The organism is Microbacterium sp. XT11, from assembly GCF_001513675.1.
In the GTDB taxonomy this organism is placed as follows: domain Bacteria; phylum Actinomycetota; class Actinomycetes; order Actinomycetales; family Microbacteriaceae; genus Microbacterium.
The window spans coordinates 2815157-2827335 of record NZ_CP013859.1; the positions used below are offsets into that span (position 1 = coordinate 2815157).

Annotated in this window: 15 protein-coding genes; 10 read left to right on the forward strand and 5 right to left on the reverse strand. The window is 67.4% G+C overall.

The window, feature by feature from the left end; all coding sequences use genetic code 11:
• The 5 genes from tal to pgl are packed head-to-tail and all read left to right on the forward strand — an operon-like array spanning position 1 to position 6007.
• The gene (tal, locus tag AB663_RS13340; protein ID WP_067200082.1) at positions 1-1113 is read left to right on the forward strand and encodes a transaldolase; all 1113 of its coding nucleotides are present in this window, start codon (positions 1-3) and stop codon (positions 1111-1113) included.
• Positions 1110-2717 (forward strand): glucose-6-phosphate isomerase, encoded by a 1608-nt coding sequence (locus AB663_RS13345; RefSeq protein WP_067200085.1) that lies wholly within the window; start codon positions 1110-1112, stop codon positions 2715-2717. The genes tal and AB663_RS13345 overlap by 4 nt, the downstream gene beginning before the upstream one ends.
• Positions 2718-2742: 25 nt before the next feature.
• Positions 2743-4290 carry a glucose-6-phosphate dehydrogenase gene (zwf, locus tag AB663_RS13350; RefSeq protein ID WP_067200088.1) on the forward strand — a complete coding sequence of 516 codons (1548 nt, stop codon included), beginning with the start codon at positions 2743-2745 and terminating at the stop codon, positions 4288-4290.
• Positions 4287-5222: a glucose-6-phosphate dehydrogenase assembly protein OpcA gene (locus AB663_RS13355; protein WP_067200091.1), complete on the forward strand. Its 936-nt coding sequence runs from the start codon at positions 4287-4289 to the stop codon at positions 5220-5222. Before zwf ends, AB663_RS13355 begins: the two co-directional genes overlap by 4 nt.
• Positions 5219-6007 (forward strand): 6-phosphogluconolactonase, encoded by a 789-nt coding sequence (gene pgl, locus AB663_RS13360; protein ID WP_067200094.1) that lies wholly within the window; start codon positions 5219-5221, stop codon positions 6005-6007. The genes AB663_RS13355 and pgl overlap by 4 nt, the downstream gene beginning before the upstream one ends.
• Before the next feature lie 41 nt (positions 6008-6048).
• Here the strand turns inward: pgl and AB663_RS13365 are convergent, their stop codons facing one another.
• On the reverse strand, positions 6049-7038 hold the full coding sequence (locus AB663_RS13365; RefSeq protein ID WP_083511366.1) for a DMT family transporter: 990 nt from the start codon (positions 7036-7038) through the stop codon (positions 6049-6051).
• A 61-nt stretch (positions 7039-7099) separates the two neighbouring features.
• Here AB663_RS13365 and def point away from each other — a divergent pair, with 61 nt between their 5' ends.
• The gene (gene def, locus AB663_RS13370) at positions 7100-7666 is read left to right on the forward strand and encodes a peptide deformylase (RefSeq protein WP_083511246.1); all 567 of its coding nucleotides are present in this window, start codon (positions 7100-7102) and stop codon (positions 7664-7666) included.
• A 115-nt stretch (positions 7667-7781) separates the two neighbouring features.
• Positions 7782-8300 (forward strand): septum formation family protein, encoded by a 519-nt coding sequence (locus AB663_RS13375; RefSeq protein ID WP_067200100.1) that lies wholly within the window; start codon positions 7782-7784, stop codon positions 8298-8300.
• Between the two features lie 199 nt (positions 8301-8499).
• On the opposite strand, the gene AB663_RS17215 is transcribed toward AB663_RS13375, so the two are convergent.
• Complete coding sequence (locus tag AB663_RS17215; protein WP_157541077.1) at positions 8500-8679, reverse strand: hypothetical protein; 180 nt, start codon at positions 8677-8679, stop codon at positions 8500-8502.
• Between the two features lie 294 nt (positions 8680-8973).
• Here AB663_RS17215 and AB663_RS17220 point away from each other — a divergent pair, with 294 nt between their 5' ends.
• The 3 genes from AB663_RS17220 (at position 8974) to AB663_RS13385 (ending at position 10472) form a co-directional block, all read left to right on the forward strand.
• The gene (locus AB663_RS17220; RefSeq protein ID WP_157541080.1) at positions 8974-9324 is read left to right on the forward strand and encodes a hypothetical protein; all 351 of its coding nucleotides are present in this window, start codon (positions 8974-8976) and stop codon (positions 9322-9324) included.
• Positions 9325-9471: 147 nt separating this feature from the next.
• Entirely contained in the window at positions 9472-10287 is an 816-nt protein-coding gene (locus tag AB663_RS13380; RefSeq protein WP_198147870.1) for a tyrosine-type recombinase/integrase, read from the forward strand.
• The gene (locus AB663_RS13385; RefSeq protein ID WP_067200107.1) at positions 10284-10472 is read left to right on the forward strand and encodes a hypothetical protein; all 189 of its coding nucleotides are present in this window, start codon (positions 10284-10286) and stop codon (positions 10470-10472) included. The genes AB663_RS13380 and AB663_RS13385 overlap by 4 nt, the downstream gene beginning before the upstream one ends.
• Here the strand turns inward: AB663_RS13385 and AB663_RS13390 are convergent.
• The 3 genes from AB663_RS13390 to AB663_RS13400 are packed head-to-tail and all read right to left on the reverse strand — an operon-like array spanning position 10469 to position 12179.
• Complete coding sequence (locus AB663_RS13390; RefSeq protein ID WP_067200110.1) at positions 10469-10834, reverse strand: hypothetical protein; 366 nt, start codon at positions 10832-10834, stop codon at positions 10469-10471. The two genes, AB663_RS13385 and AB663_RS13390, sit on opposite strands and share 4 nt — an antisense overlap.
• Before the next feature lie 12 nt (positions 10835-10846).
• On the reverse strand, positions 10847-11416 hold the full coding sequence (locus AB663_RS13395; protein WP_067200113.1) for a hypothetical protein: 570 nt from the start codon (positions 11414-11416) through the stop codon (positions 10847-10849).
• On the reverse strand, positions 11403-12179 hold the full coding sequence (locus AB663_RS13400) for a tail fiber domain-containing protein (RefSeq protein WP_067200116.1): 777 nt from the start codon (positions 12177-12179) through the stop codon (positions 11403-11405). The genes AB663_RS13395 and AB663_RS13400 overlap by 14 nt, the downstream gene beginning before the upstream one ends.

Below are 12179 nucleotides of genomic sequence, written 5' to 3' on the forward strand. Positions count from 1 at the left end.
ATGAGCACCCCCACCGCAGACCTCGCCGCAGCAGGCGTGAGCATCTGGCTCGACGACCTGTCGCGCACCCGCATCTCCTCCGGCAACCTCGCCGAACTGATCACGTCGCGCAACGTCACGGGAGTGACGACCAACCCGACGATCTTCGCGAACGCCATCACGAACCCGGACGACACGTCCTATGACGCGCAGGTGGCCGAGCTCGCGGCATCCGGCGCCAGCGCCGAAGATGCGGTCTTCGCGGCCACGACGCAGGACGTCGCCGCCGCGCTTGACGTCTTCCGTCCTGTCTGGGAGCAGACCGGGCACGTCGACGGACGCGTGTCGATCGAGGTCTCCCCCGATCTCGCGCACGACACCGCCGGCACCGTGGCCCAGGCCAAGGAGCTCTGGGCGAAGATCGACCGCCCCAACCTCCTCGTGAAGATCCCCGCGACCAAGGCCGGCCTCCCGGCGATCGCCGAGGCGATCGGGGCGGGCATCAGCGTCAACGTCACGCTGATCTTCAGCCTGGAGCGCTACGCCGAGGTCATCGACGCGTACCTCACCGGGCTCGAGACAGCGAAGGAAGCGGGCATCGACCTGTCGACGATCCACTCCGTCGCCTCGTTCTTCGTCTCGCGCGTCGACACCGAGACGGACAAGCGTCTCGCCGCGATCGGCACCGAGCAGGCTCTCGCCCTCAAGGGCAAGGCGGGACTCGCCAATGCTCGCCTCGCCTACGAGCTGTTCGAGAAGACGTTCGCGGGTGAGCGCGCGCAGGCGCTGCTCTCGGCCGGCGCCAACCTGCAGCGCCCGCTGTGGGCGTCGACCGGCGTCAAGGACCCGTCGCTCCCCGACACGCTCTATGTCACCGAGCTCGTCGCCAAGGGCGTCGTCAACACGATGCCCGAGAAGACCCTCGAGGCCACCTTCGATCACGGGGTCGTCTCCGGCGACACCATCACGGGCGGCTATGACGAGGCGCGCGAGGTCTTCGCCGGACTCGCCGAGGTCGGCATCGACTTCGACGACGTCACGCAGGTGCTCGAGGACGAGGGTGTCGCGAAGTTCATCGACTCGTGGCACGACCTCCTGACCCAGGTTCGCGAGGGGCTCGAGGCGCAGCGATGACCTTCGCCCTGCACGCCTCAGGCGCTGCCAAGGTCGCGATCGACGAGACGGTCCCCGCTCTCGTGCACGACCTCGTGGCCTCCCGCATCACCGGCGGCGACGCCGAGCTGTGGGGGCCCGACGCCGAGTCCGAGGCAGCTGTCCGCCTCGGCTGGGTGCAGGCGGTGTCGGTGTCTCGTCCTCTCGTGGCCGAGATCGAGGCGCTGCGGGCGGAGCTCCGCTCCTCCGGCGTCGACCGCGTGGTCCTCGCCGGGATGGGCGGCTCGTCACTGGCCCCCGAGGTCATCGCGAAGACCGCGGGCGTCGAGCTGACAGTGCTCGACTCGACGGCCCCCGGTCAGGTGCTCGCCGCTCTCGATGCGGATCTGGCGCGCACCGTGCTCGTGGTCTCGTCCAAGTCCGGTTCCGCGATCGAGACCGATTCGCAGCGACGGGCCTTCGAGGCGGCGTTCCAGGATGTCGGCATCGATCCCGCTCAGCGCATCGTCGTCGTCACCGACCCGGGTTCACCCCTCGAGGCCTCGGCGCGGGATGCCGGATACCGGGTGTTCACGGCCGACCCCAACGTGGGTGGCCGGTATTCGGCGCTCACGGCTTTCGGGCTCGTCCCGGCAGGGCTGGCGGGCGCAGACGTCGGCGAGCTGCTGGATGAGGCGGAGGCGTCGCTGCTCGAGGTGGCTGTGGATTCCGCGGAGAACCCGGCGCTGCGGCTCGCCGCAGCCATCGCCGCGACCTCGCCGAGACGCGACAAGCTCGGGCTGGTCACCGATGGTACCCACATCAAAGGCCTGCCAGTTTGGATCGAACAGCTCATCGCCGAGTCGACGGGGAAGGATGCGACCGGCATCCTGCCCGTCGTGCTCCTGCCCGTGTCGCCCGAACTCGACGCTCGCCCCGCTGATCTCCAGATCGTGCGACTCGTGGACGACGCCGCAGAGTTCCACCTCCGCGAGCACCACGAGGGCGAGATCCTCGTCTCCGGCACGCTGGGCGCCCAGTTCATCGTCTGGGAGTACGCCACGGCGATCGCAGGGCACCTGCTCGGGATCAACCCGTTCGATCAGCCCGACGTGGAGTCCGCCAAGGCGGCGGCACGCGGTCTCCTCGACGCTCGCCCGGAGGAGGCGCCTGCGGCCTTCGTCGAGAGCGGCGTCGAGGTGCGCGTGTCCGATCCGGACCTCGCCGCCTCCGGCACGATCGAGGGCGTGCTCGACGAGCTCTGGGCGCGCCTGCCCGAAGACGGGTACGTTGCCATCCAGGCGTATGTGAACCGTCTCGACATGCCCCAGCTCGAAGGTCTGCGTGAGCTCGTCGCGGCGGATTCCGGCCGTCCCACGACCTTCGGGTGGGGTCCGCGGTTCCTGCACTCGACCGGCCAGTACCACAAGGGCGGTCCGGCGCAGGGCGTCTTCCTGCAGATCCTCGAACGCACCGACGTGGACCTCGAGATCCCCGGACGACCGTTCACGTTCGGCCAGCTCATTCGCGCTCAGGCCGCCGGAGACGCCGATGTGCTCGCTGAGCACGGGCGTCCGGTGGTCTCACTCACGATCGCCGATGCGTCGGCCGACATCCTCACCCTTTTCGAAGCCGCACAGAAGTAGCAGCAGCCAGGAGAATCCCCCACCCATGCCTGTCCCCATCTCGCGCGGGCACAACCCGCTGCGCGACCCCGACGACCGCCGCCTGAACCGTATCGCCGGGCCCAGCGCCCTGGTGATCTTCGGCGTCACCGGCGACCTGTCGCGCAAGAAGCTCATGCCCGCCGTCTACGACCTCGCCAACCGCGGGCTGTTGCCTCCCGGGTTCGCCCTCGTCGGCTTCGCCCGTCGCGACTGGGAGGATCAGGACTTCGCGAAGGTGGTGTACGACGCCGTCAAGCAGCATGCGCGCACGCCGTTCCGCGAGGAGACCTGGCAGCAGCTGCTGCAGGGCATCCGGTTCGTCTCCGGCGAGTTCGACGACCCCGAGGCCTTCGCCCGCCTGCGCGCGACGGTCGACAAGCTCGACGTCGAACGCGGAACGATGGGCAACCACGCGTTCTACCTCTCTATTCCGCCGAAGGCCTTCCCCGTGGTGGCACGGCAGCTGAAGGAGTCGGGGCTCGTCGGCGACGAGGTCACCGAGGACCACTGGCGCCGCGTCGTCATCGAGAAGCCGTTCGGGCACGATCTCGAATCGGCTCGGGAGCTCAACAAGGCCCTCGAGGTCGCATTCGCTCCGGACTCGATCTTCCGGATCGACCACTACCTCGGCAAGGAGACGGTCCAGAACATCCTGGCGCTGCGTTTCGCGAACGAGCTGTACGAGCCGATCTGGAACCGAAACTACGTCGACCACGTGCAGATCACGATGGCCGAGGACATCGGCGTCGGTGGCCGTGCGGGCTACTACGACGGCGTTGGCGCCGCGCGCGACGTCATCCAGAACCACCTGCTGCAGCTCCTCGCGCTCACGGCGATGGAGGAGCCGATCAGCCTGTCCGCCGAGCATCTGCGGGCGGAGAAGGAGAAGGTGCTCGCGGCCGTGCATCTGCCGGACGACCTCGCCCTGGCGACGGCGCGCGGCCAGTACGCGGGCGGCTGGCAGGGCGGGGAGCAGGTCACCGCCTTCCTGGACGAGGAGGGCATGGACCCCCAGTCCGCGACCGAGACCTACGCGGCGATCAAGCTCGAGATCAACACGCGGCGCTGGGCCGGCGTGCCGTTCTATCTGCGCACCGGAAAGCGACTCGGACGTCGCGTGACCGAGGTGGCCGTGGTCTTCAAGCGGGCCCCCGAGCATCTGTTCGGCCGGTCGAACGCATCCGAACTGGGCCAGAACGCCCTCGTGATCCGCGTGCAGCCCGACGAGGGCGTGACGATCCGCTTCGGGTCGAAGGTTCCAGGCAACGGCACCAATGTGCGCGACGTCACGATGGACTTCGGCTACGGGCACGCGTTCACAGAGGCGAGTCCCGAGGCGTACGAGCGTCTCATCCTCGACGTCCTGCTCGGCGATCCGCCCCTGTTCCCGCGCCATGAAGAGGTCGAGCTCTCCTGGAAGATCCTCGACCCCGTTGAGAAGTTCTGGGCCGCGCAGGGCGGCCCGGTCGAACAGTACGCACCCGGTTCGTGGGGTCCGGCGTCGGCGGACGCCCTGCTGGCCCGCGATGGACGAGTCTGGAGACGCCCGTGATCATCGACCTTCCCGACACGACCGTCAGCCAGGTCGCGAAGAACCTCGTCAAGGCCCGTGAGGAGGGCGGTGTCGTCGCCCTCGGCCGTGTGCTCACGCTGGTCATCTCGGCGCGCAACGGCGTGGCCGAGGCCGCGATCGACGCGGCGAACGATGCGTCGCGCGAGCACCCCATGCGAGTGATCGTGCTCACCACCGGCGACGGAGATGCACGGCTCGACGCGCAGATCCGCGTCGGCGGCGACGCCGGCGCGAGCGAGGTCGTCGTGCTCCGCGCGTACGGAGCAGCGGCGAGCAACGAGGAGAGCCTCATCACGGGTCTGCTCCTGCCGGACGCCCCTGTCGTGGCCTGGTGGCCCGAGGAGGCCCCCACCTCCCCCGCCACCTCACCGCTCGGACGGATCGCGCAGCGCCGCATCACGGATGCCGCGACATCGCCCGACGTGCGCGATCGCCTGGCTCTGCTGGGTCGCACGCATGCCCCCGGTGACACCGATCTCGCCTGGACACGGCTCACGCACTGGCGGGAGCAGCTCGCCGCTGTGCTGGATCAGCCGCCGTTCGAGCAGGTCACGGCAGCCGAGGTGCGCGGCGCGGCGGCGTCGCCGTCGACGGCTCTCCTCGCGGCCTGGCTGCAGATGTCTCTCGACGTCCCCGTCCGGTGGTCCTACGAGGACCCGGAGCATTGGCAGGAGGGCATCAAGTCCGTGCGCCTGACACGTGCGTCGGGAGACATCCTCCTCGAGCGTCCGTCGTCGGGTGTCGCGGTGCTCACCCAGCCAGGACAGCCCGACCACGATCTGCACCTGCCACGCCGCACTCTTCGCGAGTGCCTCGCCGAAGAGCTGCGACGGCTCGACCCCGACGTCCTGTACGGTCGAGTCATCACCGAGGGCTGGGAGAAGCTGGGTCCGCCCGAGACAGGAGCATGATGTCGATGCAGACAGCGTCCGCCGACAAGCGCGTCGTCGTGGAGGACACCCCCGGCGCTCTCGCGACTCGCGTGGCCGACCGGTTCCTCACGCGCCTTCGTGCGCGCACGCGCAACGGACGGATCGCGCACATCGCCCTCACCGGGGGCTCGATGGGAGCAGCCGTGCTTCGTGCGACGGCGCAGCACCCTCGGGTGCACGAGATCGATTGGTCGCTCGTGCACTTCTGGTGGGGTGACGAGCGCTACGTGCCCCGCGACGATGGCGACCGCAATGCTCTCCAGTCCCGCGAGGCCCTGCTCGACCACATCGACGTGCCCGCCGCGAACGTGCATGAGATCGCGGCATCCGACAGCGGACTCTCGCTCGATGAGGCCGCCGAGGCCTACGCGCGCGAGCTCGCAGGATTCGGAACCGACGAGCATCCGTGGCCGTCGTTCGCCGTCTGCTTCCTCGGGGTCGGGCCCGACGGGCACATCGCATCGCTCTTCCCCGACCGTCACGAGGTGACGGTGACGGATGCTGCGGCACTGCCCGTGCGGGACTCGCCCAAGCCTCCGCCGGAGCGCGTCACGCTCACCCGCCCGGTTCTGAACTCCGCCAAGCGGGTGTGGCTCCCGCTCACCGGCGCGGACAAGGCGTCCGCGCTCGGCCTGGCGCTCGCCGGTGCGAGCTACACGAGCGTGCCGGCAGCGGGTGCGAAGGGGCGCAAGCGCACGATCTTCTTCGTCGATGAAGCCGCGGCGTCCGAGGTGTCGCCCGACCTCATCGATCCCGCGTACTGATCCGCCGCCCGCGCCTCAGCGAGTGGTCCAGCAGGAGGGCGTCAGCGCGTCGTGTCGCCGTCGGGGTCCGACGCGGGGTCGCTGCCGCGCGTGATGCCCAGCTCCTGGCTCTCGCTGAGAACCTGAGGATGGAAGCGTGCCAGGCCGACCACGCCCCAGACTGCGACGGCTCCGGCCACCCCGAAGATCACCAGCACCCAGCCAGGTGCGGCTGCGGCTTCTCCGAGCACGACCATGCCGATCAGCACGGCGACCAGAGGATCGACGACGGTCAGACCGGCGATCACGAGATCTGGTGGCCCAGAGCTGTACGCGGTCTGCACGAAGTACGCTCCGACCGCGCCGGCGGCGACGAGGGCGATGAGGCAAACGAGCGTGATCCACTCGAAGTCGCCCGCCTCGATGCGGTTGATGACAGCCTTCGCGAGCGTGGCGACGAACCCGTAGAGGATTCCGGCGCCGATGACGTAGAACAGTGCACGCATCCGGTGGCGGAGGATCAGCCAGCACGCGCCGAGGACGATGATGACGACGAGGAGGATCGCGAGGATCGTGAACAACTCGATGTCGGTGATCTTCTTCTCGGTGGCGAAGAGCGCCGCGAACGAGACGAAGAGGAAGATGCCGCCCACACAGCATGCGATCGCGGTGATGGACTGCCGTGTTGGTGAATGGCCCGACACGCGGGCGTTCAGCAGCGTGGTGATGACGAGGGCGATCGCACCGAGAGGCTGCACGACGATGAGCGGCGCCTGAGCAAGAGCGGCGAGCTGGCAGACGATCGCAAGACCAAGCATGAGGGTGCCGGCGATCCACGACGGTCGCGTGAGCAGCCGGCGGATCTGATCGAGACTGAGGCCTGCGGCACCGTCGGCTCCGCTCAGGCGCTCCACCTTCTCCACGCCGCGGTGCTGGTACTGCGCGCCCAGTGACATGAACACCGCACCAGCAAGGGCGAGCGGGATGCCGAGCAGCAGTCGCGGGTTTTGGAAGACGCCGACGAGCTGGTCGCCGACATCCGTCCCGCTCATCCACACGCTGAAGCTCACCCTACGACCCTACCTGCCGAGTCCCGCGCAGTAGGGTTATGGCGTGGCCGTACTTCCGATTCGCATCATGGGCGATCCCGTCCTGCACTCCCCCGCGTCTCCCGTCGAGGAGATCACCGACGAGATCCGCACGTTGATCGCGGACATGTTCGAGACGATGGACGCGGCACCAGGAGTGGGACTCGCGGCGCCGCAGGTCGGTGTGCCGCTGCGCATCTACACGTACTCCTACGTCGACGACGACGACCAGCCGTGGCGCGGCGTGCTCATCAACCCGGAGCTGTGGATGGTCCCGCTGGAGCCCGGCGATCCCGACCCCGACCTCGAGTCCGAGGGCTGCCTGTCTTTCCCTGGCGAGCGGTTCCCGCTTCGTCGATCTGAGCGGGTGCGCGTGACCGGAGCCGATCTCGACGGCTCCCCTGTCGAGATCGTGGTGGACGGATGGCGCGCCCGGATCATGCAACACGAGTTCGATCATCTCGACGGCGTGCTGTACATCGATCGCCTGTCGGACGGCGACTGGAAGACCACTCAGAAGATCGCGCGGAAACGCGGATGGGGCCGCCCCGGCGTCAGCTGGCTGCCGGGCGTCGACGACCTCGAAGGGTGATCGCTCCCAGCGCGATCACAGGTTCTTTCAAGTTGCATCACAGAATACCGGCGGATAGCGTTTCGTAGGCGGGCCGGTCCCACGTCCGCGCACCACGGTTCTGGAGGGGTAACACATGATGAAGCTGCGTACGCGCCACGCTCTGGCGCTCGTCGGATCGGCGGCAGCGCTGTCGATCGCACTGACCGGATGCAGTGCACTCAACGGCATCCTCGGCGGGGGCTCGGGAGACGCCAACCGCGACGAGGAGACCGGTCAGGTCACCGAGAGCGCCAACATCGACATCTTCTCGCTCAAGCTCGGCGACTGCAAGATGGCCAGCGGCTCCGGTCTCGTCTCCGACGCCGACGTCGTGCCGTGCGATGAGCCGCACGACGAAGAGGTGTACTTCGAGTACACGATGCCCGACGGAGAGTACTCGTCCGACGCCATCGATGCGGCATCCGAAGAGCAGTGCACGGGCGAGGCTTTCACGAACTTCGTCGGCATCGGCTTCAACGAGTCCGAGCTGAACGTCTACCCGCTCACGCCGACCGAGACCACCTGGAACGAGTACAACGACCGCGTGATCCAGTGCATCATCTCCGACCCGGCGGGTCAGATCTCCACGTCGCTCAAGGGCGCCGCGCGCTGATCTCAGACGCACACGCCACAGGGGCCCCGCCGATCGGCGGGGGCCCTGTGGCGTGAAACGGTGCTGTTTCGTGAGGCCGTACTGTGTCGTGAGACCGGGGTGTGTCATCGGCTACAGCCGCAGATGACCACCGTGAACACCCGTATCGAAGCTGCGGCCGACAGGCGCTGATTCGACAAGATCAGTCGCCTTCGTCGTCTCAGAACCTCGGCGTGCCATCAGCGTTGTATCCGAAAGAAGGATTGTCAGTTGGCGCTTCAGTAGTGCGATCGTCCTTCGTCGGTACGCTTTCACCGGTACTGACGCCCGGCCTGAACGATTCGATGAGGTCAAGCCAGTCGCCAGGTTCGCAGGTGGAGTCGGCGTTGATGGTGATCATGTCGGAACGCCGGCCGGGGTTGAGTCGATCGTCAAGAGCGCAACATGCGAGTCGGGTTTCTCGGCCTCGACAAGGACATTGTCGACGTCGCCCGTATAGGTGCGCGTCTTGATATCCGACCACCCCGGCTGGCCTGGTCGTCACCGATCTGGGCTCCAGTGGCGGAACACTGCTGGACGCCAGTGATGACGAGCTCCCGCGTCATGTCCCGACCCCGATCCCGTGGGGCACACCTCTCGTGCTCGGAACCCGCCGCGTCGTGTTCGAACAGCGCCGGCGAACCGGGGAGGCAGCGTGATCGACTACGACCAGACACTCCTCGAATCGACCAGGACTCATCGCGAACGACTCACGGCGGCTTTCGTTCACGGCGAGCAGCGCGACCGCCGTATCGTGAACTCCAATCTGCGCCGGCTGACCGGGTCGGTCGTCCTCGGAGCCGTGCTGTGCGCTGCATGCCTGGGTACCGGTTTTGTCCTCGACATCCTGCAGACGCAACGTGAAGACAGAGCCGTCGCCGCGTACCGTGCCGCGATCGCGGCAACCCCCATGGAACCCGGCGACGGCCTGACCGGGCAACGCGGCACTGCATCGCGAACACCGTCGTCAACAACGGGAGAAGGCGCCGCATCCCGTGGGATGTGACGCCTTCTATGGGCTCCCCGGCTTGGACTCGAACCAAGAACCTGCCGGTTTCAAGCCGTTGGTTCAGCTTAGCGACTGGCGCGAGGCGGCCTAGAGCGCAATGCGGCGCAACCGATATTCCGCTTCGTTCGGAGTATGGACATTCCCTTGACTAACGACGAAATGATCCGCCGATTCGAGCAGTGGCTGCTGGCGAGCTACCGCGCTGAGGGAACCGTGAAGTTGCGCGTCCGCCACGCGCGGATGCTTGCCGCGCATGTGCAGCTCGCGCTCGCGACGGACGAACAGATCGAGCAAGCACTCATTGTGACGCGCGGGTACTCCGCGGAGTACCGGCACTCGATCCTCGCGTCTTGGAAGCTGCTCTACCGGTGGGCGTCAGCGAAGCGACTCGTGATGTTCGATCCTACGTTGCTGCTCGATCCGATCCCGGTACGCAAGCGTGTTCCTCGCATCGCTGCGGACTCCGCCGTCTCGCGAGCTCTCGTCAATGCAAGCGCACGCGACCGCGCGCTCGTCATGCTCGCGCGGTATGCGTGCCTCCGTCTCTCAGAGATCGCGGCGCTGCATATGCGTGATCGCGTTGGCGAAACGCTCATCATCCGCGGGAAGGGTGACAAGGAGCGGTTCGTTGATATCAACCCTCCCCTCATGCTCGCACTCACGACGCTCGAGGATGAGCAACCGTACGGGGCGTACTTCCCAGGGGCAACGGCGGGGCACCTGCATCCGCAGTCGGTGCACAAGATCATCAAGCGCATCACCGGGTGGCATCCGCACGCACTGCGGCACGCCGGCGCGACCGCGGCCTATCAGGCGACGAGGAACCTCCGCGCGGTGCAGGAGATGCTCGGGCACTCCTCGCTCGCCACGACCGAGCGCTACCTGCACATCACGAGTGCGGAGCGCAGGGAAGCAGCTATGGCCACGATTATCCAAGGTGGGGCTATGCTCGCCGCATGATCGATCTACTCTCGTACATCGTCTCCACGGTGATCCTCGGTGGCCTTGGATTGCTGTTGCTCTACTTCGTGGTTCGTGGCGCGGTGCGCTCGGCCATGCGGTCACACGCGCTCTGGCTGGCGGGCGACCGATACGAGCGAGACCTCGAAGCGTACAAGCGCTCCGAGGCTCGCTACGGCGGCTAATCGTCGGCTATCGATCTGTCCTCCCGGAGCTGCGCACGCGTGACGAGAGGCGTGCTGACGGTTTCGACCTTGCGGAACGCTTCGGGTGCATGCTCCGCGAGCGCGGCGCGAAGGGTGGCGATCTCGTTGTCCTTGGCGGTCAGGGTGCCGTTGGTGTTGCGCTTGATCGTCTGCAGCTCCTGCCCCTGCTTACCCAGTGCGTAGAACGTGCCGGCCGCGGTGGTCGCGAGCCCCAGCACGGTGATGAGTAGGGTCGTGAACGACGACACCGACTCGGGGCGCACGATGAGCAGGAGCACGGTGCCGGCGAGGCCGATCGCGGCGAGGGCCACGAACGTGATGAAGATGACGGTCTTGTTCATGGGGTGTGCCTCTCAGAACTGAACTGCCGCGGTGAGCATCTCTATGCTCCCCGTGCTGCGGAACTTGAGTCGCGGGATGCCGGCGCGCTCGGCGCCGGAGTCGCCGTCGAGGACGACGGCTCGGGGCTTGCCGTTGCCCTGGGGGACGACGAGGAACGACCCGTTGGGGCAGTCTGCGATGAACATGTCTTCTCCGATCTCGGTTGGGGGTGTTGCGGCCGGCTGGGTGCTGGCCGGAGTGGGGTCGTTACGGTGACGGTCCTGCGAGGCGCGGTAGAGGAAGTGCCACCGCTCCGACGGAAGGGGGCGATACCATCCGTGCTCTTCGAGCAGGGCGAGGTGGCGTTGCGCCTCATCGGAGTCGAACGCGTCGCCGCGCTCGTGCGGGCTCTCTCCGCGTGGTGCGGCGTAGTTGCCCTTCCCGGCCAGGTAGAGGTCGCGTAGTTCCTGCTGTCGCTCGCCCGTCCGGCCGGCTTCGGTGATCTGCAACGGATGCCCGAGAGCACGGTCGATGCGAGCAAGCGAGGCGGCGGGCGCGGGAGAGAGCCAGCCGCGGCCGTGTCCGATGTCAACGCGCTGCATGGTGCGCCTCCAATGCTTCGATGCGCTGCGTGAGCAGTTCCACGCCGTGCATAAGTTCTTGCATCGCGCCGATAACGACGAGCACGATGCGTTCGTAGTGGACCGAGAGCGGTTGGCCGTCCTCGTCGAAGGCGACGAACTCGGAGAGGCCGGGGGCGGTCAGTTCTTCCGCGATCACGCCTACGTCGATCGGTGCGTCACCGTTGCCGTAGACCGCGGCGCGGAGCCGGTACTCTACGACACGGATCGCGGCGAGCTGCTCGAGCGTGTAGGTGCGGGAGCGGATGTCCTTCTTGAATCGGCGGGCAGACGGGCTGATCCCGACGCGGCCGTCGCCGTTCTTGTACATGGCGACGTAGCCGCTGGTCACGGGCGAGAGGTTCGGCATGTCCACACGCCCGGTCGCGGCGAAGCTTCCATAGACGCCCACGGCGTTGTTCGTCCACCACTCCCCTGCGCCACCGATGCCCCAGCGGGAGCTACCGGAGACGAGCTGGTCGTGGTTGTGCGCGGACGGCGGGAACGATGTGGGCTTGCCGGTGATCGCGTTCCAGGTGAGGCTGATCGCGGCGAACTTCTGATCGGTATAGGCCTTGGCCTGCGCGACGGCGCTTGAGATCGCGGCGTTCATCTTCGCCACGATGTAGTCGCGGGTCTTGTTGATCGCGAGCCACCCGTTACGGCGGTCCTCGTTCCCGTCCATCGCCGCCATGCCGTTCGCGGCGGCGGTGGTCCCTTCGTTGCCTGTGTAGCTTTCGGGCAT

Coding starts and splice junctions, on each gene's coding strand:
- AB663_RS13390 (WP_067200110.1), bottom strand. CDS start 10,834: ATGAACAAGACCGTCATCTTCATCACGTTCGTGGCCCTCGCCGCGATC.
- AB663_RS13375 (WP_067200100.1), top strand. CDS start 7,782: ATGATGAAGCTGCGTACGCGCCACGCTCTGGCGCTCGTCGGATCGGCG.
- AB663_RS13345 (WP_067200085.1), top strand. CDS start 1,110: ATGACCTTCGCCCTGCACGCCTCAGGCGCTGCCAAGGTCGCGATCGAC.
- AB663_RS13365 (WP_083511366.1), bottom strand. CDS start 7,038: ATGAGCGGGACGGATGTCGGCGACCAGCTCGTCGGCGTCTTCCAAAAC.
- zwf (WP_067200088.1), top strand. CDS start 2,743: ATGCCTGTCCCCATCTCGCGCGGGCACAACCCGCTGCGCGACCCCGAC.
- AB663_RS13395 (WP_067200113.1), bottom strand. CDS start 11,416: ATGCAGCGCGTTGACATCGGACACGGCCGCGGCTGGCTCTCTCCCGCG.
- AB663_RS13385 (WP_067200107.1), top strand. CDS start 10,284: ATGATCGATCTACTCTCGTACATCGTCTCCACGGTGATCCTCGGTGGC.
- AB663_RS13400 (WP_067200116.1), bottom strand. CDS start 12,179: ATGCCCGAAAGCTACACAGGCAACGAAGGGACCACCGCCGCCGCGAAC.
- pgl (WP_067200094.1), top strand. CDS start 5,219: ATGATGTCGATGCAGACAGCGTCCGCCGACAAGCGCGTCGTCGTGGAG.
- tal (WP_067200082.1), top strand. CDS start 1: ATGAGCACCCCCACCGCAGACCTCGCCGCAGCAGGCGTGAGCATCTGG.
- AB663_RS17215 (WP_157541077.1), bottom strand. CDS start 8,679: ATGATCACCATCAACGCCGACTCCACCTGCGAACCTGGCGACTGGCTT.